Source organism: Billgrantia kenyensis, assembly GCF_013697085.1.
Lineage (GTDB): Bacteria > Pseudomonadota > Gammaproteobacteria > Pseudomonadales > Halomonadaceae > Halomonas > Halomonas kenyensis.
On record NZ_JACEFT010000002.1, the window covers coordinates 1 to 24,996 of the forward strand.

The 24,996-nt window shown below is 61.9% G+C and carries 26 protein-coding genes and 1 tRNA gene; 12 read left to right on the forward strand and 15 right to left on the reverse strand.

Annotation, left to right across the window (positions count from 1 at the left end; translation table 11 throughout):
- Positions 1–217: 217 nt before the first annotated feature.
- The 4 genes from H1D44_RS02535 to H1D44_RS21290 form a co-directional block, all read right to left on the reverse strand.
- Positions 218–1,711 (reverse strand): pilus assembly PilX family protein, encoded by a 1,494-nt coding sequence (locus H1D44_RS02535; RefSeq protein ID WP_181513286.1) that lies wholly within the window; start codon positions 1,709–1,711, stop codon positions 218–220.
- Between the two features lie 208 nt (positions 1,712–1,919).
- Positions 1,920–2,132, reverse strand: a complete 213-nt coding sequence (locus H1D44_RS20790; RefSeq protein ID WP_220127941.1) for a hypothetical protein — start codon at positions 2,130–2,132, stop codon at positions 1,920–1,922.
- Positions 2,133–2,429: 297 nt separating this feature from the next.
- Positions 2,430–2,840, reverse strand: coding sequence for an antitoxin Xre/MbcA/ParS toxin-binding domain-containing protein (locus H1D44_RS02545; RefSeq protein ID WP_181513287.1), 411 nt, complete (start codon positions 2,838–2,840; stop codon positions 2,430–2,432).
- Positions 2,840–3,043 carry an antitoxin Xre/MbcA/ParS toxin-binding domain-containing protein gene (locus H1D44_RS21290; protein ID WP_181513288.1) on the reverse strand — a complete coding sequence of 68 codons (204 nt, stop codon included), beginning with the start codon at positions 3,041–3,043 and terminating at the stop codon, positions 2,840–2,842. The genes H1D44_RS02545 and H1D44_RS21290 overlap by 1 nt, the downstream gene beginning before the upstream one ends.
- A 496-nt stretch (positions 3,044–3,539) precedes the next feature.
- Between H1D44_RS21290 and H1D44_RS02560 the strand changes: the two genes are divergently transcribed.
- The 4 genes from H1D44_RS02560 to H1D44_RS02575 all read left to right on the forward strand — a co-directional run bounded on the left by H1D44_RS02560 (position 3,540) and on the right by H1D44_RS02575 (position 5,057).
- The gene (locus tag H1D44_RS02560; protein WP_181513540.1) at positions 3,540–3,710 is read left to right on the forward strand and encodes a hypothetical protein; all 171 of its coding nucleotides are present in this window, start codon (positions 3,540–3,542) and stop codon (positions 3,708–3,710) included.
- Complete coding sequence (locus H1D44_RS02565; RefSeq protein WP_181513290.1) at positions 3,707–4,213, forward strand: recombinase family protein; 507 nt, start codon at positions 3,707–3,709, stop codon at positions 4,211–4,213. The genes H1D44_RS02560 and H1D44_RS02565 overlap by 4 nt, the downstream gene beginning before the upstream one ends.
- A gap of 234 nt (positions 4,214–4,447) precedes the next feature.
- The gene (locus tag H1D44_RS20930) at positions 4,448–4,600 is read left to right on the forward strand and encodes an antitoxin Xre/MbcA/ParS toxin-binding domain-containing protein (protein WP_238984412.1); all 153 of its coding nucleotides are present in this window, start codon (positions 4,448–4,450) and stop codon (positions 4,598–4,600) included.
- A 31-nt stretch (positions 4,601–4,631) separates the two neighbouring features.
- Positions 4,632–5,057: a hypothetical protein gene (locus tag H1D44_RS02575; RefSeq protein ID WP_181513292.1), complete on the forward strand. Its 426-nt coding sequence runs from the start codon at positions 4,632–4,634 to the stop codon at positions 5,055–5,057.
- Between the two features lie 165 nt (positions 5,058–5,222).
- Here H1D44_RS02575 and H1D44_RS02580 read toward each other — a convergent pair.
- From H1D44_RS02580 to lhgO, 4 genes are all read right to left on the reverse strand, one after another.
- Positions 5,223–5,299: transfer RNA gene (locus tag H1D44_RS02580), tRNA-Arg, on the reverse strand.
- Between the two features lie 246 nt (positions 5,300–5,545).
- A complete protein-coding gene (locus tag H1D44_RS02585) occupies positions 5,546–6,664 on the reverse strand; it encodes a hypothetical protein (RefSeq protein ID WP_181513293.1) in 1,119 nt (372 codons plus the stop codon).
- Positions 6,661–7,476: a hypothetical protein gene (locus H1D44_RS02590; RefSeq protein ID WP_181513294.1), complete on the reverse strand. Its 816-nt coding sequence runs from the start codon at positions 7,474–7,476 to the stop codon at positions 6,661–6,663. The genes H1D44_RS02585 and H1D44_RS02590 overlap by 4 nt, the downstream gene beginning before the upstream one ends.
- Before the next feature lie 66 nt (positions 7,477–7,542).
- Positions 7,543–8,742 (reverse strand): L-2-hydroxyglutarate oxidase, encoded by a 1,200-nt coding sequence (gene lhgO, locus H1D44_RS02595; RefSeq protein WP_181513295.1) that lies wholly within the window; start codon positions 8,740–8,742, stop codon positions 7,543–7,545.
- Between the two features lie 236 nt (positions 8,743–8,978).
- Between lhgO and H1D44_RS02600 the strand changes: the two genes are divergently transcribed.
- The gene (locus tag H1D44_RS02600; RefSeq protein WP_181513296.1) at positions 8,979–9,890 is read left to right on the forward strand and encodes a c-type cytochrome; all 912 of its coding nucleotides are present in this window, start codon (positions 8,979–8,981) and stop codon (positions 9,888–9,890) included.
- Positions 9,891–10,015: 125 nt separating this feature from the next.
- Here the strand turns inward: H1D44_RS02600 and rep are convergent, their stop codons facing one another.
- The 4 genes from rep to pyrE all read right to left on the reverse strand — a co-directional run bounded on the left by rep (position 10,016) and on the right by pyrE (position 13,902).
- Positions 10,016–12,067 (reverse strand): DNA helicase Rep, encoded by a 2,052-nt coding sequence (gene rep, locus H1D44_RS02605; protein WP_181513297.1) that lies wholly within the window; start codon positions 12,065–12,067, stop codon positions 10,016–10,018.
- Positions 12,064–12,558 (reverse strand): tRNA (uridine(34)/cytosine(34)/5-carboxymethylaminomethyluridine(34)-2'-O)-methyltransferase TrmL, encoded by a 495-nt coding sequence (gene trmL / locus H1D44_RS02610; protein ID WP_181513298.1) that lies wholly within the window; start codon positions 12,556–12,558, stop codon positions 12,064–12,066. Before trmL ends, rep begins: the two co-directional genes overlap by 4 nt.
- Before the next feature lie 63 nt (positions 12,559–12,621).
- A complete protein-coding gene (locus H1D44_RS02615; protein WP_181513299.1) occupies positions 12,622–13,188 on the reverse strand; it encodes a YfaZ family outer membrane protein in 567 nt (188 codons plus the stop codon).
- 42 nt (positions 13,189–13,230) lie between these two features.
- Positions 13,231–13,902: an orotate phosphoribosyltransferase gene (pyrE, locus tag H1D44_RS02620; RefSeq protein WP_181513520.1), complete on the reverse strand. Its 672-nt coding sequence runs from the start codon at positions 13,900–13,902 to the stop codon at positions 13,231–13,233.
- A 145-nt stretch (positions 13,903–14,047) separates the two neighbouring features.
- Here pyrE and H1D44_RS02625 point away from each other — a divergent pair, with 145 nt between their 5' ends.
- Positions 14,048–14,815, forward strand: a complete 768-nt coding sequence (locus tag H1D44_RS02625) for an exodeoxyribonuclease III (RefSeq protein ID WP_010625890.1) — start codon at positions 14,048–14,050, stop codon at positions 14,813–14,815.
- 71 nt (positions 14,816–14,886) lie between these two features.
- On the opposite strand, the gene rph is transcribed toward H1D44_RS02625, so the two are convergent.
- Positions 14,887–15,624, reverse strand: coding sequence for a ribonuclease PH (gene rph / locus H1D44_RS02630; RefSeq protein ID WP_181513300.1), 738 nt, complete (start codon positions 15,622–15,624; stop codon positions 14,887–14,889).
- Positions 15,625–15,796: 172 nt separating this feature from the next.
- On the opposite strand from rph, the gene H1D44_RS02635 reads away from it, so the two are divergent.
- Positions 15,797–16,675, forward strand: coding sequence for a YicC/YloC family endoribonuclease (locus H1D44_RS02635; protein ID WP_181513301.1), 879 nt, complete (start codon positions 15,797–15,799; stop codon positions 16,673–16,675).
- A gap of 46 nt (positions 16,676–16,721) precedes the next feature.
- Here H1D44_RS02635 and H1D44_RS02640 read toward each other — a convergent pair whose 3' ends face one another.
- Both H1D44_RS02640 and ppk1 read right to left on the reverse strand, forming a co-directional pair.
- On the reverse strand, positions 16,722–18,233 hold the full coding sequence (locus H1D44_RS02640) for a Ppx/GppA phosphatase family protein (RefSeq protein ID WP_181513302.1): 1,512 nt from the start codon (positions 18,231–18,233) through the stop codon (positions 16,722–16,724).
- A 94-nt stretch (positions 18,234–18,327) separates the two neighbouring features.
- Positions 18,328–20,568: a polyphosphate kinase 1 gene (gene ppk1 / locus H1D44_RS02645; protein WP_238984399.1), complete on the reverse strand. Its 2,241-nt coding sequence runs from the start codon at positions 20,566–20,568 to the stop codon at positions 18,328–18,330.
- Positions 20,569–20,824: 256 nt separating this feature from the next.
- Between ppk1 and gmk the strand changes: the two genes are divergently transcribed.
- The 5 genes from gmk to thpR all read left to right on the forward strand — a co-directional run bounded on the left by gmk (position 20,825) and on the right by thpR (position 24,993).
- Positions 20,825–21,439 carry a guanylate kinase gene (gene gmk / locus H1D44_RS02650; RefSeq protein ID WP_181513303.1) on the forward strand — a complete coding sequence of 205 codons (615 nt, stop codon included), beginning with the start codon at positions 20,825–20,827 and terminating at the stop codon, positions 21,437–21,439.
- A gap of 137 nt (positions 21,440–21,576) precedes the next feature.
- Positions 21,577–21,837, forward strand: coding sequence for a DNA-directed RNA polymerase subunit omega (gene rpoZ, locus H1D44_RS02655; RefSeq protein WP_181513304.1), 261 nt, complete (start codon positions 21,577–21,579; stop codon positions 21,835–21,837).
- Between the two features lie 22 nt (positions 21,838–21,859).
- Positions 21,860–23,995, forward strand: coding sequence for a RelA/SpoT family protein (locus H1D44_RS02660; RefSeq protein ID WP_181513305.1), 2,136 nt, complete (start codon positions 21,860–21,862; stop codon positions 23,993–23,995).
- Positions 23,996–24,083: 88 nt separating this feature from the next.
- Positions 24,084–24,473: a RidA family protein gene (locus H1D44_RS02665; RefSeq protein ID WP_181513306.1), complete on the forward strand. Its 390-nt coding sequence runs from the start codon at positions 24,084–24,086 to the stop codon at positions 24,471–24,473.
- Between the two features lie 7 nt (positions 24,474–24,480).
- Positions 24,481–24,993: an RNA 2',3'-cyclic phosphodiesterase gene (thpR, locus tag H1D44_RS02670; RefSeq protein ID WP_181513307.1), complete on the forward strand. Its 513-nt coding sequence runs from the start codon at positions 24,481–24,483 to the stop codon at positions 24,991–24,993.
- Positions 24,994–24,996 lie beyond the last annotated feature (3 nt).

Consider the following 24,996-nt stretch of genomic DNA (forward strand, 5'->3'; position numbering starts at 1 on the left):
TGAGGTGGCGATAGCAATGAGGCATGGCAACACGATACCTGATGGGTCAGGTGTTGCACTTGGTCATTGAGACCGCCAACCAAAGAAACATTGATCTATCTCCACCTGGCTTGACAGTTATAATCGTAATCTACTGATTAAAATGAAAGCGCGTTTTTCAGACTTGGTGCTATCAAGCGGGATGCGATGAGTCTTGCATCCTGCAGACATTTGCTGATTATGGTTTCAAAATCCAAGATGTAACTGTATTATCTTCGCCTTTCGGTTCATCTTCCATGCTATTGCTTTCATTAGTGATATGGCCGCCTCCTGAAATGGAGATAGTCTTTCCTCTTATTGCTCCTCTTTTTGTACTGGAGCCGGTTATTTTGATGTTGGAGTATGGGGCATAAAAATTCCCGGTAACATGAGTGCCATCAGATATTTCAAATGTACTTTGGCCTGCCGTGTCTCGGCTAGTTGAATAAATCGAAAAAGTCGGCTTTCCATTCGTGGTAAGAGGAGTATCGAGCATGTCAAGAGAAGTATGCATATAGGTTTTACCTGAAACGATAATCGTTAATGTGCTGCCCTCCTCTATCATAAGACTCCCATGACCACCCTCACCTAGACTGAGATCACCATCAACAAAAAGCAAGTAATCGTTATTTCCAGTAACCCTTATAGAGCCATTATGATCATTAAAATCTCCTGTTCTAATGATGTGAAACGAAATGTCATCCATTCCTTCTATGCCTGAAACTGGGCTCACGTCCACTGCATCTGCTAAAATTTCAGTCTCACCATTTGCCAAATTTTCTACAGAAACACCTCTGTGGTCAATAATTCCATTGACCCTTGGCCATGATCCAATTCTAACATCTCTTGACATCGCTTCAGAAGTTAAATTGTTTACTCTTTGATAAATATCATCGACCCTTAGCGGATCACATGAAGAGTTAGGGCTGGAAAGATCATGGTTGTAATCAATGTTATTTTCATAGTTTTCCACATATTCCATTTTCCCACTGTCCCATATCCACCAGTCAGGATATATAACCGCACCATGCGCTCTAGCATTGTCTGGTGGAACTCCACCGCCGGATATTGTTATGTCCCCACCAGACACCACTCCACCAGTGATTGTTGTACTTCCTGTCAGGCTCACCCCTTCACAGCCGTGTACAGGCTCATGAGGTGTATAACCATTGCTATTTGTTAGTCCAACGGCGACTAGGCTCCCTTCGGAGAGCGCGCCCCCCCCGTCTACAACTGCTCCTATCGAGAGTATGTACCTCCCGCTTTCCAAACCACACAACCCATTAGTCACATTCATATGACACGCAACACCCACATTTCCTTGGGTACTGATCTGGTATTTCTGGCAGTCTGTTAAGTTGTTTTTACTAATCTGTTCGAAATCAACCCATCTGGGGCAGTCGATAAATTCATCGCTAGAGAAGCTAGTTTCAAACCTGTTGTTATCAACAATGAAATTCAACATTTTTGAAGCAGCAGACTCTGAGTTCATTTCAGACTGCGCCTGAAGTCTGTAATTTCCTGCCAGACGTTCGCTGGTTAGAGAAATATTAAATGCTGAAAAGCCTAGCGCTAATGTAATAGTTAGTAGTGAAAGCACCACAATTAATGCAGCGCCTTTTTGATGCTTTGTGATTTTTATAGTATGGTGGTGATCCATCAAAATCAGTTCATTTACCATCTTTGGCTTCATCGTGATCCTTCCCTAGCCTGCTGGAGCGACGCTTCCTTCCAGGCTACCTTTTTTTTACAAAAATTCACAGAGTGATAGATTTTTCATTCTAGCCCCTCTCTCACATAAATTCGGTTCTTCTTGGTGGCGCTGTGTACTGCCACCCTTGGCCGGGACATCTACTTGGCTCACTATGTAAAGAAAACCAAGGTTTTCTTTCGTGCATCCGCTAGCCGGCTGGGCCTGCTTCCAGTGACCGCAGATAGCGCAGTAGATCGTTGGTGCGCCCAGCGCTCACCAGCTGCTCGGCGGTCTGGTAGTCAAAAACGTCAATTGGCTCGTTGTGGAACCAGGTGCGGGCTTGGTCCCTCGAGCCGCAAACCCACTCAGCGGCGTCCAGTACTGCCGCTGTGTCCTCCTCGATAGCGCTGGGTTCTGTCATGGGATACTCCTGGATTGAGAAGCTCATGGAGCTCACACCTAACCTGGGTACGGCCACCGGCAGGCTTCGGCTGATGGACACAGCCCCGAAACGGCTATCACCGCACTGGCTGTCGCGCAGGAGCTTTGGGAGGTTCAGAAAAGCCTAGGTGACGGACGGCAGGTCAAGTTCGATCGTCGCCCTGACCTCACAACGGGGGGTGGCCATCACGGCTTGGCCCCTCCAGAGGATGCCGAACAAAGCGTAAGCGCCTATCGTCGATGGCCTGGCGAGGGTCAAGGTCAGGCGGGAGAAGGGCTACAGCCTTACCCGACCTTCATCACCGATGACCGTCGGGCGCTCCATGTTCACGCGCAGCCACGTCTCGCGTAGCGTACCAATGTCGCCGGTAGCGATGACTTCCAGCGGTGACCGACCATCGAAGCCTTCGTTGTAATTGGCCATTCTCATGAAACCATACAGGTTCTCGGGATTATCGAAGATCACACGGAGCGCTGCGTGGATGTTCAGCACGTAGCTGATGCGGGTGAGCTGGTCTTCATCCAAAGACACCTGCCATTTTGAATCGTGCCGCTGGGCACGCACATAGGTCTCAGGTGAGACACGCAAGATGGCTGTACCTTGCTCAACGGTGGCATCCCACTTATCTAAGATCGTGACGGCGACCCGTAGTCCCGTGGTGGCCTTGTCTTGGTTCAGCATCTCCATCACACGACCCCGCCCCACTCAAGAGCCCGAAGGATGCGTTTGACTTGCTTGGCTCCAGGCTCTGTACCACAGAGCATGATTGGCGGATGACCTCCTAGCGCCTCATTGGGCCGAGTCAGCCAAGTGATAGCCTTGTCCCTTTCCTCAAAGGTTTCTTCAGCGAGGCGGACTACGGACTGGGTCGTCACTGATGTCTCAACCATGGTGCGCCTCCGGTAATTGACCTCTACCGACGATTAGAGGTTGCTGTACTCAGTATGACACCTGACGGCCCTCGGCGACTCGGAACAGCAGACTTTCCGGCCGGGCCTACTCGGGGAAATTTGTCACAGCCCCTCTGGCATGGCCACTGACTTGAGATCATGATGTCAAGAAAACCAGCGTTTTTCATTGATCAATGGAGGCGGTAATGACCAGGCGAAGCGATACGCCGCATGAGAGGCTGCCAATGCCTGAAACCGTTGATCCAGAGGAGCACCATGCGGTCGCTGTCTGGCGGGCGGCTATCGGGTTGTTTGAGGGGGATCGCGCAGCGGCGGATCGCTGTTGTGGGGCTTGGAGGGAAGCGCCCCGTCGACGTGATGCGCGCAGACCCTCAGCAGGTGCTGGACCTGATAGGCAGGATCGAGCATGGAGTTCATACCTGACCTGACATCCGTTGAGGGCGTGGCTGAGAGTGGTGGGTGACAAGGGGGCACGATGACAGGAGCAAGTGAAGAACAGGCGCCCAGGGCTGCCGATAGCGGCCCTCTGGAGCGCTTAAGGGCTTCGGTGAGCGAGTACATCGCACCGTTCGAGCCGGTGGGCATCGAGGACTGGGAGGCGCTGAACCTTGAGGATGACTCGGACACGTCGGGAGGTAGCGCATGATCATCGGCTACGCCCGCGTCAGTACCCAGGACCAGAATCCCCAATTGCAGCGTGATGCCCTCGAGGAGGCTGGCTGCGAGCAGGTTTTCGAGGAGCGTGTCACTGGCACCAAGCGAGAACGCCCCGAACTGCAGGCCTGCCTGCGAGCCCTGCGTGACGGCGACACCCTGGTGGTGTGGAAGCTCGATCGGTTGGCTCGCTCGCTCAAGGACCTGGTAGAGCTGATCCATGAGCTGAACGAGCGCGGTGTGGGCTTCCGGTCCCTCACCGAGGCGATCGATACCACAAGCGCCGGCGGCAAGCTGGTGTTCCACATCTTCGGGGCACTGGCGGAGTTCGAGCATAGCCTGATCCGGGAGCGGACCCTGGAGCGTGAAGGCCTAGCCAAGGCTGCAAACCATCCTAAGCTCGAGCAGTTGCTGGCAGAGTGCGATCCTGACGCGCCCGAGCTGGAAGAGCTGCGATCATGGCAGGATGCGCCGTCTGTGGGGCGAGAAGTCTAGGGGCTGCTTTTCTATGGATTCCACGGCGCAGTTTCTATGGATTCCACGGCGCTGAATCGCCCCGAGTTTCGTGGTCACCTCCAGGTCTTATACTGAAGGCACCCAGGAGGTCCCATGAGCCGTCAACGAAACACGGAAGAATTCAAGGTCGAAGCCATCAAGCAAATGACCGAACGTGGCCACCCCGTCGCTGAGGTGCTCGATGCTCAGGCTGTGCTGGATTACGCCGCTAAAGTGTTCGAGGATGCCGACATCGCTCGCGAGTGGCTGCACTGCGAGGCGCCGGCGCTATCTGACTCGCGGCCCTTGGATCTGCTCGGTTCATCTAGAGGGCGACAGGCGATACGCGAGGCATTGGGAAAAATCGAATGCGGCGAATTCTCATGACGCTGAATAGCAAATAGCTTAGGAGTATCTGATGGTTGTCTTCTCCGATCATGACATCCAGATCCTAGTTGATGATCTCAATGATCATGCCTCTTTGTTGCAAGAGCACGGCTTACGGCTGGAAGCTGTGGATCCTAATGCGTCTCGTGCCATGCTCGCTATTGCACATGAACTCTGGGAAATGCAAAAGACGTTGGGTGATGGTCGACGCACGCTGCGTCAAGCACCACGCGAAGAAGGTGAGCCAAACGTCAAAGTGCACCATACATCAACAGGGCCGCCTTATGTGCGGATTCGAGACATCCCGGAAATGTATCAGGATGACTTCATGCGCTATTTACGTGGCGCAGCCATGCCTGTCGTTGATGGTGAGACGGGGCCGGTCGCTTTCGAAGTTGACTGGCTGGACTGGTTTCACGATCGCCGGCCTGACCGCGGTCCCGGTCGCGCTCGGTGATGGTTAGCTGCTATCTGTGACCAAAAATGAGTCCAATTTTGGCCACCTGTCATTTAGCAATGACAGATTTAATTCTTCAGCAACTCATCATGGCCACACTATGGTCACAGAATGGTCACAGAAATAAGAAAGGGCCTACGACAGTGTCGTAAGCCCTTGAAATCATGGCGCGCCCGGCAGGATTCGAACCTGCGACCTTTGGCTTCGGAGGCCAACACTCTATCCAACTGAGCTACGGGCGCTTTGGGTGGTTTACGCTAGCCTCTTTGGCTTCCGCCTACCGGCAGCGCGTTGCGCTGCACAACACTCCCCTTCGGCTTCGCCTACGGGTCCGGCCCGGTGCGCTGCATAGCACCGGTCGCTTCGCCGGGCAGAAGCTGCGCTTCTGCTAATCCGGCTACGCCCAACTGAGCTACGGGCGCTTTGCTTGCTGAGAAGCGGCCAACATCGTAACCGTCACCGCCCTGGCTGTCCAGCCCGGGCGGTGCTTACCGGCCACCCAGGATGCGGTACTGCGACGGCACCTGACCCGAGTCTTCGGCATGCCGCATACCCGCCTGAAATTCCCTCTCCAGGGCCTGTGCCCTGTCGGTTGCGACGGTCTCGAATGTTTGACGCACCTCGGCCTTGACCCGGGTCAGCTCGACCTCCAGTTCAGCGTGCATGTCATTGCGATAGCGGCTCTCCTCGGCCTTGAGGAGGGCATACTCGGTGCCGGCAAAGCCGGCCAGCGTCATTCCCGCCGCAACAGTGCCGGCCATCAGCGCTGCAGGGCCAGTGGGGGCTGTTGCAGCCGTGGTTGCCGCACCGGTTCCCACCGAGCGAGCCGCGTGCATGCCCAGGCGTGGCGCGATACGGGCCATCAGGGCACGCGAGCCCTGCATGGCCGTGCCGGCCACCAGCCGCTGCGTCAGTGCGCGCCCGGCGGCGAAGCCGACGACCCCACCGGCCCCCGACGACCCCCAGCGCGCTTCGTCCCAGTGCCCCTGCAGTGTACGCTCGAGTAACAGATCGAGGTCGATGGTGGGCAGCTCAGTCCCGCTTGCCACCGTGGTTTGGCGATTAGCGTAGCGCGAATGCAGCTTGCTACCGATTTCCGTGACGACTCGCTGCTGTACCTGCTCAAGGCGCACGCCAAAGTCGGACTCCAGCGCCTCGAGCGACGCTGCAATTCCGCTACGCTCGATCAGCCTTTCGGTCAGCTGTGCCTCGAGCCACTCGTCGAGATCGCCACCCAGCGCCACTGCCAGACGAAGATAGCTGCCGCGCAGTGAAAAGTGCCAGTCGAGGTAGTCCGGTATGGCGGCCTGGAGCGGTGAAAAAGCCGTATCGAGACGCGCATCCAGCCACGGTTGCATCTCGTCACGCAGATAGAGATCGAGCCTGCCGGCGAGCACGCTGAACTCCTTTCCCAGGGCAGCATGGCTCTCGCCGTCCAGAACCAGCGCTTCGCCATTGATGACGACCCGGAAAAGCGGTGCTTCGCTGCGCTCCTGCAGCTGTCGATAGCCATAGCCGAGAGCGACCATCAGCAGCAGCACAAGCAGCAGGGTCAGCCCCCAAGAGAAGGCTGGATAACGCCGCAGGGTCTCCCCTATTCGGGTCATGGTGAATCCTTCCATCCAGCGTTGCGAAAGCGTCCGACCGCATCGCGCAGGGCATCGGCGCCGATCACCAGCCTGACGAAAGCCCAGGCGAAAGCGCACTGAGTGAACAGCAACAGGAGCCAGCCCAGCAGCGCCAGCCCCTGGCCGATCCCGCTCTGCTCCAGGGCATTCTGCATGGCCCAGTACTGGGTCAGTTCGAGGGCCTGGCCAAAGCGCTCGAACCCTCCCAACAGGCTGTCACCGGATGCCGTCGAGATGTGACGAGTCAGGGCCTCCTCCCAGCCCAGTCCAACCAGGTAGGGTTGCGGGAGCCATAGTGCGAAGAGCACCAGCATGATCGCCAGCAGCGCGCCCGCCGGCCACACCAGCAGCCGCCGTGTGAGAGCGGCTGAGTACTCGGCAATGACATTACGCTGCACCTGCCGGTGAAGGGCGAGCTGAATCAGCCCCAGCATCGCCAGGGACACCAGCAGTACAGGCCAATAGACCAGCGAGAGAAGCCGTAGTTTCACCAGCAACAGCAGCGCCAGAACGATGGCGAGACCTTGATGCCAAAGCACCATCAGTAGACCGCCACGTAGCCAGCAATGCCAGGGCGAGCCGACGAGCAGGTACTGCCCCAGCCAGGCACGTCGGCGCAAACGTGCCGCCTCGAAGCTGCCGGTAAAGATCAACTGTGCCGCAATCACCCAGGCCGGCAGCAACAGAGTCGCGGCAAGGCCTGGCCCCAGCAGAGACCATAGCGCCAGTAGGCCTGTGGCGAGAGCGACATGCCCGTACCGATCACGACACCATCCAAGGAGAATTCGCATGGCCATGGCCTTGCCCCGCTGCTCCGGGGTCGTCAGATATCGCGATACCAGCGCATAGGGCTGGGATCAGCTTGGCTGCACCATTTCACCGACTTTCTTCAGAATATGCCGGCCTATGGGCAACGCCGAGGTGGCCGCTGGCGAGGGTGCATTGCAAACGTTGACGGTACGCCGAGTGTTGACGAAGAGAAAGTCATCAACCAGACGGCCATCGCGGGAGACCGCCTGGGCCCGCACCCCGGCTGGCCACGGCTCGAGGTCGTCCAGCGTCAGGCTGGGGCAGTACTTGCGTACCTCCTCGAGGTAGCCGCGACGCCACAGCGAGCTCTTCATCTCATGCAGGCCCGGCCTCAGGTTGCGAGCCAGCACCTTGAGGATGCCGGGGTCGCTGAACATTCTCGCCATGTCGATGAGTGAAATGTCCCCCTTGCGGTACCCCTCGCGCTTGAAAGCCAGCACGGCATTGGGCCCGACGGTGACCGAACCATCGATCATGCGGGTCAGGTGCACTCCCAGGAACGGCATCGAGGGGTCGGGAATGGGGTAGATCAGATGTTTGACGATTTCGCTGTGACGATCGGGGAGACGGTAATACTCGCCGCGGAACGGGCAGATGGTGAAGCCGGGGTCGCGCCCCAGCAGGCGCACGATACGGTCGGCCATCAGGCCGGAGCAGGTCACCAGATAGCGACTGGCGAGTTCGCCCTGCGATGTGCTGAGGATCACCTCTCCGGTACGCTCATCGATGCCGGTGACATGATGCTCGTAGCGAATCTGGCCACCACGGCACTGGAACTCGCCGGCCATGGCCTCGGCCACTCGGGCATAGCTGACGATACCGCTCGAAGGCACGAAGATGGCGCCGATTCCGGAAATGTGCGGCTCGCGCTCCTTGAGCTGATCTTTGGAAAGCCACTCTCGTTCGAGCCCATTGGCTCCCGTTCGCTCCCACAGCGCTTGCATACGCTGCATTTCCTGCTGGCTGGTTGCTACCAGCAGCTTGCCGCAAATTTCGTAGGGTATGGCGTGACGATCGCAGAACTCTCGGGTGGCTCGATTACCCTCGAGGCAGAAGCGCGACTTGAGACTGCCCGGTGCATAATAGACCCCTGCATGGATCACTCCGCTGTTGTGGCCGCTCTGATGCCGTGCGGGGCCGCTTTCCTTTTCCAGCAGAAGCATTTTCTTGTCGGGATAGCGCTCGATGAGCTGCATGGCGGTGGAAAGGCCGAGAATGCCGCCACCGAGGATGATGAAGTCGTACACGCGGGCCTCGCGTCGCCAGGGAAACACACCGGAGGGTCGTCAATACGATACTCTTGGCGCCATGGGCTTGCCAGCCAGCCGACCGGCCTTCATGCCAAAGGCGTGCGCAACGGCGTTTTCCAGCGCTTGGTGATATCGGTATACTACTGCCCATTGCAAGGATCATGGCGCTACGACTGTCGCGTGCCGGCGTCGCCAGAAGATTACGATTACAGGACCGTCGAGAGGTGGTGAGAGTGAAATCCAGCAAACTGATCTTGGGGTGTCTGGCCACCATGGGCCTGACCGCGGGCGCTACGTCCGTTCAGGCCGAAGTGGACCGCGATGCCATCGCCGAGCGCATCAAGCCCATCGGCCAGCTCTGCCTGGTGGGTGAAGACTGCGGGACTGCTGCAGCGGCAGCCAACGGCAATGACGTCGCCGAGACCGAAGCCAACGGCATCGATGGCGGTGCTATCTATCAGCGTGTCTGCATGGCTTGCCACGACACCGGCGCCGCCGGTGCTCCGCGCCACGGCAACGTAGATGAGTGGGCCGACCGCATCGACAAGGGCTGGGACGAACTGCTGGCCAACTCCATCAACGGCATCGGCGCCATGCCGGCCCGCGGTGGCAACCCTAACCTCTCCGACGAGGAAGTCGCCGCTTCTACCGCCTACCTGCTCGAACCGGTGATGGATGTACCGGAGGTTGGTGGCGAAGAGGCAGCCGAGGAAGAGCCCGCAGCTGACGAAGCCCCCGCCGAGGAAGCTGCGGCCGACGAAGAAGCCGTGACCGAGGAAGGTCCGGTGGAAGACGAAGCCGAAGCGGCGGCCGTGGCGGCCGAAGAAGCGGTCGAGGACGAAGCCGTGGAAGAGGCGGCTACCGAAGAGGCAGCTGCTACCGATGACGAGCCGGCATGGGCCGATATCGACGGCGAGGCGATCTACAACCAGGCGTGCATGGCCTGCCACATGACCGGCGCTGCCGGTGCACCGATCCGTGGCAACGATGACCACTGGGCCGAGCGTATGGAGAAGGGCATGGAGACCCTCTACGAAAACTCCATTACCGGCATTGGCGCCATGCCGCCCAAGGGTGGCCACGCCAACCTCTCCGACGACGAGGTGCGTGCGGCGACCGACTACCTGGTCGAGCCGACTCGCTGATTCAAGAGTCGCGGTAATACAAACGGGGCGCCATTGGCGCCCCGTTTGCGTTGGTGGCAGGAGCCCTCAGCTCAGAGGAAAGCCTTCAGCCTAAAATAGAGAGCCTTCAGCCCAGCAGAGAGCCCTCAGCCCAACAATGAACGCAGCCCGGCAATGGCGTCCTGGCCACGCGCCTGTTTCCTTTCGGGATCCTCCTTGTCCGCACGCCCTTCCCACTCGAGATCATCCGGCGGCAGCTCGTCGAGGAAGCGGCTCGGCACACAGTCCATCAGCTCGCCGAAGGCCTTGCGCTGGCGCGCCAGGGTCAGGGTCAGGGTCTGGCGCGCCCGGGTGATGCCGACATAGGCCAGGCGCCGCTCCTCCTCCACGGTGCCTGCCTCGATGGCGTTGCGGTGAGGCAAGAGCTCCTCTTCCAGTCCCATCAGGTAGACGTGGGGAAACTCCAGCCCCTTGGAGGCATGCATGGTCAGCAGCTGCACCCGGTCGGTGTCGTCCTCCTCGGCCTGCTGCTCGAGAATATCGCGCAGCACCAGCCGCGAGATGGCCGCTTCCACGTCGTCGGCCTCAGCGCTCTCTTCGGCTTCGACCTCCTCCGGGTCGCGTCTCATCGACTTCTCGAGCTGGTCGATCAGGGTCCAGACGTTGGCCATGCGCCGCTCGGCGATGGTCGGCGCGCTGGCGTTCTGGTAGAGCCACGCTTCGTAGTCCATCTCGTGCAACATGCCGCGGATCGCCGCCAGGGAATCGCCCTGGTCCATGCGCCGGCGCACGCCGTCAATGAAGTGGGTGAAACGCGACAGCCGCTCCACCGCCCGCGCCGGCAGCTGCTCGGCTAGCCCCAGTTCGTGGCAGGCGTCGAACAGCGAGACGCCGCGCTGGGTGGCGTAGTTGGCCAATTTCTCCAGGGTGCCGGGGCCGATCTCACGGCGCGGCACGTTGACGATGCGCAGGAAGGCGTTATCGTCGGCCGGGTTGATCAGCAGGCGCAGGTAGGCCATGGCGTCCTTGATCTCATTACGCGAGAAGAACGAGGTACCGCCGGAAAGCTTGTAGGGAATCTGGTAGTGCTGAAGCTTGAGCTCGAGCAGCCGGGCCTGGAAGTTGCCGCGGTAGAGCACCGCGAAGTCGCGCCATTCAGTCCGCTCCTTGATGCGCCGGGTGAGGATCTCACTGGCCACCCGCTCGGCCTCGGCCTCCTCGTGGCGGTTGACCACCACGCGGATCGGCGCCCCCTGACCCATCTCCGACCATAGGGTCTTCTCGTAGACGTGGGGGTTGTTGGCAATCAGCGTATTGGCCGCCCGCAGGATGGTGCCGGTGGAGCGGTAGTTCTGCTCCAGCTTGATCACGTTGAGGCGCGGGAAATCCTCACCCAGGGTCACCAGGTTCTCGGGACGAGCGCCGCGCCAGGCGTAGATCGACTGGTCATCGTCGCCCACCACGGTGAAGGTCCTGCGCTCCTCCATCAGCAGCTTGACCAGCAGGTACTGGGAGACGTTGGTGTCCTGGTACTCGTCCACCAGCATGTAGTGGATCTTGCGCCGCCAGCGCGCCAGCACCTCAGGGTTGTCCTTGAGCAGCACCACCGGCAGCAGAATCAGGTCGTCGAAGTCTACTGCGTTGTAGGCCTTGAGGTGGCGCACGTAGGCCTCGTAGACGCGCGCGGCGTAGTGCTCGTCGTCGCTGCCGGCGTGGGACAGCGCCTGGCCCGGCAGCACCAGGTCATTCTTCCATTCCGAAATCTGGTGCTGCACGGCATTGATCTGCTCGGCGTCGACCTGGGCGTCCTTGTTCATCAGGTCGCGCAGCAGCGCCTTGGCGTCCTCGGGGTCGAACAGCGAGAAGCCCGGCTTGTAGCCCAGCGCCTTGAGCTCGCCGCGGATGATGTTCAGCCCCAGGGTGTGGAAAGTCGAGACGGTGAGCCCGTGGCCCTCCTTGCCCTTGAGCATCTGCCCCACCCGCTCCTTCATCTCGCGGGCCGCCTTGTTGGTAAAGGTCACCGCGGCGATGCGCCGGGCGCTCATGCCGCAGACCTGCACCAGGTAGGCGATCTTGGTGGTGATCACGCTGGTCTTGCCGGAGCCGGCACCGGCTAGCACCAGGCAGGGGCCGTCGATGTAGCGCACCGCCTCCTGCTGACGGGGGTTGAGCTTGGCCAGGCGCTGCTGAATGCTCATGGACGTGCCTCGGCTGGCCTGTCGAGCTCTGCCGCACCGGCAAAGCCCAGCTGACGCCAGGCCTCGAACACCAGGATGGCGCAGGCGTTGGAAAGGTTGAGGCTGCGGCTATCGGGCAGCATGGGGATGCGCAGGCGCTGCTCCGGCGGCAGGGCGTCGAGCATGGGCTGGGGCAGCCCGCGGGTCTCGGGGCCGAACAGCAGCACGTCGCCGGGGCGGTAGCTGGGCTCGTGGTAGCCGGTGCGGCCCCGGGTCGAGACGGCAAACACGCGCTCTGGCTTGGCTGCCTCGACGAAGGCCGGCCAGTCGCGGTGCACCCGCACGGCAGCCCACTCATGGTAATCGAGCCCGGCGCGGCGCAGGCGCTTGTCGTCGAGCACGAAGCCCAGCGGCTCGATCAGGTGCAGACGAAAGCCGCTGTTGGCACACAGCCGGATCAGGTTGCCGGTATTGGGCGGAATCTCGGGTTCGAACAGCACGACGTCAAGCATGGGGTGGCCTGCTGGAACGCGTGCGGGCCCCCGCAGGGGCCCGCTGGCTCGGTGAACGAGCGATCAGAAGCTCAGGCGGACGCCGACCTGGGCGCCGCGATCCAGGGTGCGGTTGCCATGGCGGTTGTCGAAGTCGGCCGCCGCCTGACGCAGGCCGACGTAGCCGTCGACGTTGGGCGTGAAGGCGTAGCGGGCGCGCACGCCGAACTCGTAGCCATCGTCCAGGTCGCCGCTGGTCACCACGCCGGGGGTATAGAAGCCGTAGCCGCCCACGGAGACGGCCGGCGCCTGGGGCAGGTAGACGTAGCCATAGCCACCCAGGCCCAGGCCGCCGCCGTTGCCGTAGTCGGTGTCGAACTGGGTCCAGCGGGCACCGATGCCCACGTCGCGCTCGCGGGTGCGCTGGGTGCCGAGCAGCTGGGCATGATAGATCGTGGCGTCCCGGCGATAGTCGCTGTGCAGGACGCCGCCGCCCAGGGCCACGCCATGGGCGATCTCACCGGCCGCCTCGAATTGCACGGCGTCCGGGCCGAGGTTGAGATCCAGGCTACCCGCCGCATGGGCACCGGTGGCAGCGAAGAGAATGCCGGCGGCCAGCGCGGCCTTGGCGAAGTGTCCAAGGGTATTCATCGACGACTCCTCAACAGATGCGCTTGAAGCGCGCTTCACAATTCACTCGGCAGCGATGCCATAGCGGGCGCGATAATCGCGTATGGCTGCCGCATGCCCCTGCAATTCCTGGTTCGATTGCTGCTCGAGATAGTCCAGCACCATGTCCAGCGTGACGATGCTGATCACCGGCATGCCATAGCGCGACTCGACCTCCTGAATCGCGCTTTGGCGCTTGATATCGTCCCCTGCCTGGCCTCGCTCCTGGCGATCCAGTGCAATGACCACGCCCGCTGCCTCGGCCCCGGCACCCTCGATCAGGGTCATTACCTCGCGGATGGCAGTACCCGCGGTAATCACGTCGTCGATGATCAGGATACGCCCGGCAAGCTCGGCGCCGACGATGTGTCCGCCCTCGCCGTGATCCTTCGCCTCCTTGCGGTTGAAGGCAAAGGGCAGATCGCGGCCATGCTGGTCGGCAAGTGCCACGGCGGTGGTGGCCGCGAGCGGAATGCCCTTGTAGGCGGGGCCAAACAGCACGTCGAACGGCAATCCACTGGCTTCGATGGCATCGGCATAGAAGCGGCCGAGGCGGGCCAGGGCAGCGCCGGTACGAAACAGGCCGGCATTGAAGAAATAGGGGCTGACACGGCCCGACTTCAAGGTGAACTTGCCGAATTTCAGCACGCCCTGTTGGATAGCGAACTCGATGAACTCTCGCTGGTAGGCTTGCATGCTGGCCGACACGGCGCTCCCCCTGCTATTCATAGGCTTCATGGAGATCGAATAGCGTGTAACTAACACGAATATCCATGCGGGCCATTTACCCAAACGTCGAAACGTCGGGTATCATACACGCGCGACGACAAAGGGACCATGTATGAAAATTGCCACCATCAATGTCAACGGCATCCGCGAAGCCGTCGGGCGAGGTTTCCTCGACTGGCTGGCCGAGCAGGACGCCGATGTCATCTGCGTTCAGAACCTCAAGGCCAAGAGCTTCGAACTCGACGACAGCATTCTGTACCCTGAGGGCTACGAAGGCTACTTCCTCGACGCCGAAGAGGACGGCTTCTCCGGCGTGGGAATCTATTGCCGCAAGATCCCCAAGGCGATCATGTACGGCCTCGGCTTCCCCCAGTGCGACCATGAGGCTCGCTTCCTGCAGGCCGACTACGATCGCTTCAGCATCGCCAGCTTCCTGATGCCCGACGGCAGCGACTACGCCGCCAAGCAGGCCTTCATGGCCCAGTATCAGGAATACCTGAACAAGATGGCACGCAAGCGTCGCGAGTACATCATCTGCGGCACCTGGCACATTGCCCACAAGACCATCGACCTGGAGAACTGGGCCGACAACCAGACCACGCCGGGCTTCAAGCCCGAAGAGCGGGCCTGGATGGACCAGGTATTCGGCCCCACCGGCTTCATCGACACCTTCCGCGAGATCAACCGCGACGCTGGTGAGTACACCTACTGGCCCAAACTCGATCAGGATGTACCGCGCTCACGCCAGGAGGGCTGGCGGATCGACTATCAGATCGTCGGACCCAACCTGCGTCGCCACGTGGTCGACGCCTGGATCGACTACGACGCCACCTTCAGCGAGTACGCCCCGCTGTTCGTCGAGTACGACCTGACGCTGTAAGCACGCCCCTTCGTCGCGCCCGACTCGGGCTGCAGTGCGCCGGCATTGATGCCGGCGCACTGCGTTTTGGTTCAGCGGCGAATACCCAGGGCCTCGCGCTGGTGATCGAAGAGCTGGGCGCCGGCGCTTTCGGCCAGCTCCAGCATGGCGTTGAGCTGCTCGCGGGAGATTACCCCCGCCTCAGCGGTGCCCTGCACCTCGATCAGCCCGCCCGATTCGGCCATCACCACGTTCATGTCGGTATCGGCGCCGCTGTCCTCGGGGTAGTCGAGGTCTACCACCGGCACGCCCTTGAACAGCCCGACCGAGACCGAGCTGACCAGCTGCACGAATGGATCCGCCTTGATCAGCTTCTTGCGCTGCAGATAGCGAATGGCATCCACCAGCGCCACGCAGCCGCCGGTGATCGAGGCGGTGCGGGTGCCGCCATCGGCCTGGATTACATCGCAGTCCACGGTGATGGTGAACTCGCCCAGTTTCTTGAGGTTGACCGACGCCCGCAGCGAGCGGCCGATCAGGCGCTGGATCTCCAGCGTGCGCCCGCCCTGCTTGCCCCGGGTCGCCTCACGGCCGCCGCGGGTGTGGGTAGCGCGTGGCAGCATGCCGTATTCGGCGGTGACCCAACCCTGCCCCTTGCCGCGCAGCCAGCGCGGCACGCCGGCTTCGACGCTGGCGTTGCACAGCACCTTGGTGTCGCCGAACTCCACCAGCACCGAGCCCTCGGCGTGCCGGGTGTAGTCACGGGTCAGGCGAATTTCGCGGGGCTGGTCGGGGCGGCGCCCGCTCGAGCGTTTCAGGTCGGAAGCCATGTTACCTCTCGAATCGATACGAACTGGGTGACGCCGGGGCGGGCTGGCAGCCCGGGCATCGGCGTCGAATGGCTGGCCATTCTACACGGTCGGGGCGGGTAATCGGTTAAACTCCTTGTCTCACATCCTGTCCGCGCTGCCTGAAGTGCCGACGACCCAACAAGGAGTTCCCATGGTTGACCAAAGCAAGGTTCACAGCATGACCGCCTTTGCCCGCCAGAGCCGTGAGGACGACTGGGGCAGCCTGCAGCTGGAGCTGCGCTCGGTGAATCAGCGCTACCTGGAACCCTTCTTCCGGCTGCCCGAGGCCCTGCGCGATCTGGAGCCCGCCTTCCGCGAGGCGCTGCGCACGCGCCTGGCACGGGGGAAGGTGGAGTGCCACCTGCGCTTCGAGCCCACCGACGTCAGCGAGACCCTGGCCGTCAACCACAGCCGACTGACCGCCCTCGCCGCAGCGCTGGGAGAAGTCCGCGAGGCGCTGCCCCAGGTCGCCATGCCCGACGCCTTGTCACTGCTGGACCACCCCGGCGTGCTCGAGTCCCAGGGTGTCGATCTCGACGTGGTGAAGGCCGAGGCCACGGCCCTGTTCGAAGCCGCCCTGAACGAGTTGATCGAGGCTCGCGCTCGTGAAGGCGAGAAGCTGGCGGGGCTGATCCGTGAGCGCTTGACCGGGGTTGGAGAGCAGGTCGCCGAAGTCCGCCGCCTGATGCCGACCATCCTCGAGCGTCAGCGTGCCCAGCTGCTGGAGCGCCTGGAAGCGGTCAAGGCGGAACTCGATCCCCAGCGCCTGGAGGCCGAGCTGGTGCTGCTCGCGCAGAAGGCCGACGTCGACGAGGAGCTCGACCGGCTCGTGGCCCATGTCGGCGAAGTGGAGCGTCAGCTCGGCCAGAAGGGCCCCAAGGGGCGCCGCCTCGACTTCCTGATGCAGGAGCTCAACCGCGAGGCCAACACCCTCTCCTCCAAGTCGGCGGTGGCCAGCACCACCCGCTGCGCGGTGGAGCTCAAGGTGCTGATCGAGCAGATGAGGGAGCAGATCCAGAACATCGAATAGGCCTGCCCCTAGGAAAACCACCGACGCTGACGCGACCCGCTGGACGTCAGCGTGCTTTCTTGATCACATCTAGCTGATAGCCGGCGGCGAGCTGATAGTTTCTCTCCTGCTCAAAGGCACCGAACAGCAGGGCGTCACCGGGCAAGTCGCCGGTCAATCTCACGCGGAGAACGTCGCCCTCGACGCCCAGAGTAACGCCATCGGGCGGCGCTTCAGGTCGGGAGTGGTTGAGTATCGCCGCCAGACGCAGCAGTCGCGCCAGCCGCGCATAGCGCTGGCGTACCGTCGCCGGGAGCTCCTTGAGCTCCTTGATCGGGAACTTGCGCCGGTGCGCCCGCACCAGGAAAGCTAGGCCGCGCTGCTCCGTGCGCGAAAAGCCCGGCAGGTCGGAATGCTCGAGCAGGTAGGCGCCATGCCGATGGAACTGGCTATGCGAAACGGCCAATCCTATCTCGTGCAACCTGGCTGCCCAAGCCAGCAATTGGCGCTGTTCGTCGCCGAGCTGCCAGGCCTCGGCCACCTGGTCGAAGGCCGCCATGGCACTTGCAACCACATTGCCAGCCTGGCGCCTGTCGGTGACATAGCGCAGATCCAGACCATCGAGCGTTTTCAGCCGCGAATCCTCCGGGGTGTTACGGCCGATCAGATCGTAGAGTATACCCTCACGCAACGCGCCGTCCGAATAGCGCAGAAACGGCAGCTCGAAGGCTTCGAAAACCGCGCACAGCACCGCCACGCCAGCCGGAAACACCCGGGCGCGATCAGGCTTGAGCCCAACCACGGCGAGTTGGTCGAGATGGCCATAGTCTATCAACTGCTGGCGCAACCGAAACAGCGCATCGCGACGAATGATGCCATCACTCATCTCTTCGGCGGAGAGGATGGCCGCCACGTTGCGGATGGTACCGCTGGTGCCCACCGGATCCGACCAGCCCAACTGCAGGAATGGCTGGCGGATGCTCTCCATTTCGTACAGCGCTGCGGTTTCGGCCTGGCGGAAGCGACGCTCGTCGATTTTGCCCTCGGCAAAGAAACGCCGGGTATAGGAGACGCAGCCCATCTCCAAACTCTCCAGGGCCTGGGGTTCGAACCGCTCACCGATGATGAACTCTGTCGAGCCACCGCCGATGTCGAGAATAAAGCGGCGGCCATGCACGTCGGCCAGCGAATGAGCCACGCCCAGATAGATCAGGCGAGCCTCCTCGCGGCCGGAAACGATCTCCACCTCATGGCCGAGCAGGGCTTCGGCACGGGCGAGCAGCGCCTGGCCGTTGCTGGCCATGCGCAGAGCATGGGTACCGACGATACGCAGGTGCCTGGGGTCAATGTCGGCAACGAACGGCGCGAACCGGGCCAGGCACTCCATGGCGCGCTGCATGGCCGCGTCGCTCAGCCTGAGGTCGCCGTCGAGCCCGGCGGCCAGCTGTACCTTCTCACCGAACTTGGTTGTCACCTGGAAACGTTCGTGCTGATAGTTGGCGACTAGCAGATGGAAACTGTTGGAGCCCAGATCGATCGCCGCCAGGCGTCGCGGCTCGTCATGAGTCGATGTGATCATAGGTCGCTGCGGTCATCCTTCCTTCAGAAGCCTGCCGGAGCAGGCAGGAAAAGTGGTGCTGGGCACGGTGTCCACCGGCTAAGGTAATGGGCGCTCAGGCCTTGGCCGCATAGGCATAGAGTAGCGTTTCCTGGGCACTGATGGCCGGGACGTCCTCTGCGGGCACCTGCTTCACGTAGCGACCGTCGGTGGTCAGCACCCAGGCCTGGCAGTTGTCGACCAGGTAGGTCTCCAGGTCCTTGCGTACCTGCTGGGCCAGCTTCTTGTCGAGGATGGGGAAGCAGGTTTCCACGCGCTGGAACATGTTGCGCTCCATGAAGTCGGCGCTCGAGGCCCACACTTCCGGCTTGCCATCGTTGTGGAAGGTGAAGACTCGGGTATGCTCCAGGAAGCGCCCCACGATCGAGCGCACCTGGATGTTCTCCGAGACGCCCGCCACACCGGGCCGCAGGCAGCACATGCCGCGAATGATCAGGTCACAGCGCACCCCCGCCTGCGAGGCACGATAGAGCGCACGGATGAGCTGAGGCTCAGTCAGCGAATTGCACTTGATGATCAGATGGGCCTTCTTGCCTTTCTCGGCGTGCCTGGCCTCGCGCTCTATCATCTTCACCAGCCGGTCATGGAGCACGAATGGCGCATGGAGCAGGGTCTCGATCACCCTCGGCTTGCCCATCCCCGACAGCTGCTGGAAGACCAGATGCACGTCCTCGCACAGCCGCTCGTTAGCGGTCAGCAGACTATAATCAGTGTAGAGCTTGGCCGTGCGCGAGTGATAGTTGCCGGTGCCCAGGTGGGCATAATAGCGCAGCCCCCCCTTCTCGCGGCGCACGATATGCAGCATCTTGGCGTGGGTCTTGTAGGCCATCACGCCATAGATCACGATGGCCCCCGCCTCCTGGAGCCTGGCCGCGAGCAATAGGTTGTCCGCCTCGTCGAAGCGCGCGCGCAGCTCGATCACCACCGTGACCTCCTTGCCATTGCGAGCGGCCTCGACCAGCGCACTGACGATGGCCGAGTCGGCACCAGTACGATACAGCGTCTGCTTGATGGCCAGCACGCCGGGATCGTTGGCCGCCTCGGCCAGCAGGCTCTCGATAGGCGTGAACGACTGAAAGGGATGGTGGAGCAGGATATCGCCCTGAGCGATCAGGCTGAACAGGCTTTCATTGCGATTGTTGAGCACCTTGGGCAGCCCGGGAATGAAGGGCTTGTAGAGCAGATCGTGGCGCTCGAAATCTCCCAGCAGCGTCATCAACCGGCTCAAGTTGACCGGGCCATCCACTAGGTAGAGGTCACGGGGCGCGAGGTTGAACTGGTTGAGCAGAAAGTCGGTGAGATGGGCCGGGCAGTCGTTGACCACCTCCAGGCGCACACCATCGCCGTAGCGTCGCGCCAGAAGTTCCCCCTTGAGGGCCGAGGCGAGATCGGAGATCTCCTCCGTATCCACCGAGAAGTCGGCGTTGCGGGTCAGACGAAACTGATAACAGCCGATGATCTTCATGCCGGGAAACAGCTCCTCGGCATGGGCATGGACAATGGAGGAAAGAAAGACAAACTCGTCGCAGCCCGGACGGCTCAGGTGCGCGGGCAAGCGAATCAGGCGCGGCAGCGGTCGTGGTACGGGCAGGATCGCCAGTCCGCCCTCGCGGCCGAATGCATCCTGCCCCTCCAGCTCGACGATGAAGTTCAGGCTCTTGTTGACCAGGCGAGGAAAAGGGTGGGAGGGATCGAGCCCGATCGGGCTGATCACCGGCATGATCTCTTCGTCGAAATATTCCCTGACCCACTCCCGCTGGGGTGCGGTCCAGCTCTCACGGCGCAGGAAGAAGATATTCTGCCGGGCCAGCTCAGGAATCAGCGTCTCGTTGAGAATGCGGTACTGACGCTCCACCTGCTCATGCACTACGCGAGAAATCTCGTCGAGCAGCTCCGTAGGTCGCAAGCCGTCGCTCCCCACCTCGTCGGGATGCAGGGCAATATGCCGCTGGATACCCGCCACGCGAATCTCGAAGAACTCATCCAGGTTGGCAGAGAAGATGAGCAGGAACATCAATCGATTGACCAGCGGGTGGGACATGTCCAGCGCCTGCTCGAGCACGCGGATATGAAACTGCAGGGTCGACAGCTCGCGATTGAAGTAGAGGCTGGGAGTCTTCAGATCGAGCTCGGATGTGGCAGAGGTCGGCTTGGCCCGGACCCCGGTACGGGTGTGATTGACCCGCAGCAGTGGTTCGTCAGGCGTCTCGGCGGCGGGCGTCAAAGGCTCGGGGAGCGCTGCCGGTATCGTCTCCTGGCTTCGTTTCTCCTCCATGGCACTCTGTTGTTCCGGCATGGCCTCCCCCCGCTGCAGCATGACCCACCCTCGGCGACATGACACGCCGTGAGCTTAAGTGACGTTGACAAGCAGCATATGCAGCTTTTATGACGAGCTGATGTCCACCAAGCCGGAGGAGTGGTGCCGAGGGCTATATTGGGGTGCTATCGCTGGTGAGGATGATCTCCCCTGCAGCGCGCCTTTAATTCATGCGATACTTCGCGCTTTCTACGGCCCACGCCGCTTCGTAAAGCTGTCAACTGGGATGCCGACCATGCCCCAAGGTACCCTCTTCATCGTTTCCGCGCCCTCCGGTGCCGGAAAAACCACGCTGGTACGCGAGCTGATCGAGAGTCTCGACGGCATCCAGGTCTCGGTGTCGCATACCACCCGGGCTCAGCGGGAGGGCGAGGTGGACGGCGTCAACTACCACTTCGTGGCGGTCGCCGAGTTTGAGGCGATGATTGCCCGCGGCGAATTCTTCGAGCATGCGCGCGTCTTCGACAACTTCTACGGCACCGCGCGGCCGGCAGTGGAAGCCCTGCTCGGTGCCGGCCAGGACGTGATCCTGGAGATCGACTGGCAGGGGGCGCGCCAGGTGCGCGAGCAGATGCCCGACGCGGTGTCGATCTTTATCCTGCCGCCGTCGCGAGACGAGCTGGAGCGGCGCCTGGCCAGCCGCGGTACCGACGAACACGCCATCATCGCCCGGCGCATGCGAGACGCGGTCAGCGAGATGTCGCACTATGACGAGTACGACTACCTGGTGATCAACGACGACTTCACCACCGCCCTGCGCGAGCTGCAGTCGCTGGTGATCAGTCGACGCCTGAGCCTGGAGCGGATGCGCGAGGCCCATGGCCCTTTGCTGCAAGGGCTGCTGTCTTGAATCCAGGGCCTTGACCAGGGTCCTGCCCCGGCCGCGGGCGCTTGTCACGGCTGCCGGACGTCGAGTACTCTAGACTGTCCTGTTCCACTCGGAATTCCCTTGGCGGAATTCCCCAAACGCTTTCGAGAAGACCCCATATGGCGCGTGTCACCGTCGAAGATTGTCTGGATAATGTCGAAAACCGCTTCAAGCTGGTGATGATTTCCACCCAGCGCGCTCGTCAGCTCTCGCGTGGCTCCCGCGACGCCCAGCTGCCGTGGGAGAATGACAAGCCCACCGTGATGGCGCTGCGCGAAATCGCCGCCGGCCTGGTCGACGAGAGTGTGCTGGACGAGCCGATCGAGGCGCCGGTCAGGATTCGCCGTGAAGGCGAGCCAGGTATCGCCATCGAGGAGTAAGGCTGTCACTCAAGGCGCGCTCATGTTCACCATCGACGACCTGGCCGACCGTTTGGGCGGCTACCTTCCTCCCGACGAGATTCAGCAGGTCAAGCGCGCCTTCTACTACGCCGAGCAGGCCCACGACGGTCAGCAGCGGCGCTCCGGCGAGCCCTACGTCACCCATCCGCTGGCGGTAGCCAACATCCTGGCCAACATGCACATGGACCATCAGAGCCTGATGTCCGCCATGCTGCATGACGTGATCGAGGATACAGGCGTCTCCAAGGAAGCCCTCGCCGAGCAGTTCGGCAAGCCGGTAGCGGAGCTGGTCGACGGCGTCTCGAAGCTGACCCAGATCACCTTCGAGGACAAGGCCGTCGCCCAGGCCGAGAACTTCCAGAAGATGGTGCTGGCGATGTCCCGGGACATCCGGGTCATCATCGTCAAGCTCGCCGACCGCTTGCACAACATGCGCACCCTCGGTGCACTGCGTCCCGAGAAAAAGCGTCGCATCGCCCGCGAGACGCTGGAGATCTACGCCCGCATCGCCAGTCGTCTGGGCATCAACACCATCCGCGTGGAGCTCGAGGATCTCTCCTTCCAGGCACTGCACCCGATGCGCGCCGAGCGCATCAAGCGCGCCGTCTCCAGCGCCCGCGGCCACCGCCGTTCGGCGATTCGCCAGATCCAGACCACGCTGCAGAAGAGCCTCGACGACGAAGGCCTGGCCGGCACCGTGGTCGGTCGCCAGAAGCATCTGCTGTCGATCTACAAGAAGATGCGCGACCAGCGCAAGCCCTTCGCCGAGATCATGGATGTGTTCGGCTTTCGCATCATCACCGAGGACGTCGACAGCTGCTATCGCATCCTCGGCGTGGTGCACAACCTCTACAAGCCGGTGCCGGGGCGCTTCAAGGACTACATCGCCATTCCCAAGGCCAACGGCTACCAGAGCCTGCACACTACCCTGTTCGGCAGCGGCGGCATGCCCATCGAGGTGCAGATTCGCACCCGCGAGATGGAGGCCATGGCCAACAACGGCATTGCCGCGCACTGGCTCTACAAGGCGGGTCAGACCGATCACCCCATCGCCGAAGGCAGCCACGCCCGGGCCAGGGAGTGGGTCAAGGGGCTGCTCGAGATGCAGCGCCACGCCGGCGACTCGCTGGAGTTCATCGAGCACGTCAAGAACGACCTGTTCCCCGACGATATCTACGTGTTCACGCCCCGCGGCGACATCATGGAGCTGCCTCAGGGCGCGACGGTGATTGACTTCGCCTACGCCGTGCACACCGACATCGGCAACAGCTGCATCGCCTGTCGCATCGACCGCCATCTGGCCCCCCTCTCGACCCGCCTCGAGAGTGGCCAGACGCTGGAGATCATCACCGCCCCCGGGGCACGCCCCAACCTGGCCTGGCTCAACTTCGTGGTCACCGCCAAGGCGCGCTCGGCGATCCGCCACGCACTGAAGCATCAGCAGCAGACCGAGGCGGTTCAGCTCGGCCGACGGCTGCTCAACAAAGCCCTGGCCGATTTCGAGACCAGCCTGGAGGAGCTGCCGGACACCGTGCTACCGGAGCTGCTGGACGAGCTGTCGCTCAAGGACGAGGAGAGCCTGCTGGAGTCGATCGGCCTGGGCACCCGCGTGGCCCACGTAGTGGCCCGGCGCCTGATCGACCTCCTGCATGGCGACATGGCCGAGCCCAGCGAGCGTGAGCTTGCTCCCCAGGGCCCCATCGTCATCAGCGGCGGCGAGGGCATGGTGATCAAGTTTGCCCGCTGCTGCCATCCGCTGCCCGGCGATCCTGTGGTCGGCCACCTGTCGGTGGGCAAAGGCATCGTGGTTCACCGCACCGAGTGTCGCAATCTCGACGAGCTCAAGGGCGACCCCGACAAGCTGTTTGCCCTCGAGTGGTCCGAGGAAATCGCCGAAGACTTTCCGGTGGCCCTGCGCATCGAGATCGAGAGTCGTCGCGGGCTGGTGGCCGAGCTCGCCAGCCTGGTTACCGATGCCGAGGCCAATATCGAGCGCATCGGCATCGAGGAGCGCGATGCTCGGCTCTCCATCGTGCACCTGACCCTGGCAGTGCGCGACCGTGTCCACCTGGCACGCATCATCAAGCGCATCCGCAACCTGTCCCACGTCGGCAAGATCAATCGCGTCGGCAATTGAACCCGTCAACGGCCCGTTCGCCGCCCGCCGCGGCGAACGGGCCTTTCATTGAACCTGGTTACCTATCAACAAGCGCAAGGAGACCGTCATGAGCAACAAGGCCGTCATCAGTACCGACAAGGCACCTGCCGCCATCGGCCCCTACTCCCAGGCCATCAAGGCCGGCAATACCGTCTACCTTTCCGGCCAGATCCCTCTCGATCCTGCCACCATGGAGCTGGTCTCCGACGATTTCGAGGCACAGGCGCGCCAGGTCTTCACCAACCTGCAGGCTGTCTGCGAGGAAGCCGCCGGCTCGCTGGGTGAGATCGTCAAGCTCAACCTCTACCTGGTCGACCTGGACAACTTCGCGGTGGTCAACAAGGTGATGGAGGAGTTCTTCGCCAAGCCCTACCCGGCCCGTGCTGCGGTGGGCGTCAAGGCGCTACCCAAGGGCGCCCAGTTCGAGGCGGAAGCCGTCATGGTAATAGGAGACTGAGGGGAGCGTGCGACTGTTCCTGGCGCTGATGCCACCCCCCGAGCTGCGTGAGCGGCTCGGATCGCTGGCGGATGCCGCCCACGCCCGCTGCGGCGGGCGCCGCATGCCCGATGAGAGCCTGCACTTGACGCTGGCCTTTCTCGGCGAGGTGGAGCCCGCGAAGGCCACCGAGCTCGCCGCATGGGTCCAGGACCTGGCCATCCAGCCCGGCGAATGGCGCCCCGACAGCTGGGGCAGCTTTCGGCGCCCCGGCATCATCTGGATCGGTGGCCAGGAACCCGACCTTGCCCTGGAGCGGCTGCAGGGCAAGGTCTGGGATACCCTCGAGCCACTGGGGCTGGGGCCGGCTCCTGCCCGGTTCATTCCGCATGTCACCCTGCTGCGGCGCGCGGCCAGGCTATGCCTGGAGGAACTTCCACAGGTCAAGCTCACATGGCCGTATCAGCGCATCGAACTGATCCATTCGATCACCGATGAAAATGGCGCATGCTACCGTAGCCTGGCCGTTTCGGCACTCTAGGCT

Bases quoted from the DNA above. Each gene is read 5' to 3' on its own strand.
- trmL (WP_181513298.1), bottom strand. From the start codon at position 12,558: ATGCTTGACGTCGTGCTGTTCGAACCCGAGATTCCGCCCAATACCGGC.
- H1D44_RS02660 (WP_181513305.1), top strand. From the start codon at position 21,860: ATGTTCACCATCGACGACCTGGCCGACCGTTTGGGCGGCTACCTTCCT.
- H1D44_RS02640 (WP_181513302.1), bottom strand. From the start codon at position 18,233: ATGATCACATCGACTCATGACGAGCCGCGACGCCTGGCGGCGATCGAT.
- H1D44_RS02665 (WP_181513306.1), top strand. From the start codon at position 24,084: ATGAGCAACAAGGCCGTCATCAGTACCGACAAGGCACCTGCCGCCATC.
- H1D44_RS21290 (WP_181513288.1), bottom strand. From the start codon at position 3,043: ATGGTTGAGACATCAGTGACGACCCAGTCCGTAGTCCGCCTCGCTGAA.
- H1D44_RS02560 (WP_181513540.1), top strand. From the start codon at position 3,540: ATGACAGGAGCAAGTGAAGAACAGGCGCCCAGGGCTGCCGATAGCGGC.
- rpoZ (WP_181513304.1), top strand. From the start codon at position 21,577: ATGGCGCGTGTCACCGTCGAAGATTGTCTGGATAATGTCGAAAACCGC.
- H1D44_RS02635 (WP_181513301.1), top strand. From the start codon at position 15,797: ATGGTTGACCAAAGCAAGGTTCACAGCATGACCGCCTTTGCCCGCCAG.
- H1D44_RS02545 (WP_181513287.1), bottom strand. From the start codon at position 2,840: ATGGAGATGCTGAACCAAGACAAGGCCACCACGGGACTACGGGTCGCC.
- rph (WP_181513300.1), bottom strand. From the start codon at position 15,624: ATGGCTTCCGACCTGAAACGCTCGAGCGGGCGCCGCCCCGACCAGCCC.
- H1D44_RS02625 (WP_010625890.1), top strand. From the start codon at position 14,048: ATGAAAATTGCCACCATCAATGTCAACGGCATCCGCGAAGCCGTCGGG.
- H1D44_RS20790 (WP_220127941.1), bottom strand. From the start codon at position 2,132: ATGACAGAACCCAGCGCTATCGAGGAGGACACAGCGGCAGTACTGGAC.
- H1D44_RS02585 (WP_181513293.1), bottom strand. From the start codon at position 6,664: ATGACCCGAATAGGGGAGACCCTGCGGCGTTATCCAGCCTTCTCTTGG.
- H1D44_RS02615 (WP_181513299.1), bottom strand. From the start codon at position 13,188: ATGAATACCCTTGGACACTTCGCCAAGGCCGCGCTGGCCGCCGGCATT.
- gmk (WP_181513303.1), top strand. From the start codon at position 20,825: ATGCCCCAAGGTACCCTCTTCATCGTTTCCGCGCCCTCCGGTGCCGGA.
- pyrE (WP_181513520.1), bottom strand. From the start codon at position 13,902: ATGCAAGCCTACCAGCGAGAGTTCATCGAGTTCGCTATCCAACAGGGC.
- H1D44_RS02590 (WP_181513294.1), bottom strand. From the start codon at position 7,476: ATGCGAATTCTCCTTGGATGGTGTCGTGATCGGTACGGGCATGTCGCT.
- rep (WP_181513297.1), bottom strand. From the start codon at position 12,067: ATGAGCATTCAGCAGCGCCTGGCCAAGCTCAACCCCCGTCAGCAGGAG.
- H1D44_RS02565 (WP_181513290.1), top strand. From the start codon at position 3,707: ATGATCATCGGCTACGCCCGCGTCAGTACCCAGGACCAGAATCCCCAA.
- H1D44_RS02575 (WP_181513292.1), top strand. From the start codon at position 4,632: ATGGTTGTCTTCTCCGATCATGACATCCAGATCCTAGTTGATGATCTC.
- ppk1 (WP_238984399.1), bottom strand. From the start codon at position 20,568: ATGCCGGAACAACAGAGTGCCATGGAGGAGAAACGAAGCCAGGAGACG.
- H1D44_RS02535 (WP_181513286.1), bottom strand. From the start codon at position 1,711: ATGAAGCCAAAGATGGTAAATGAACTGATTTTGATGGATCACCACCAT.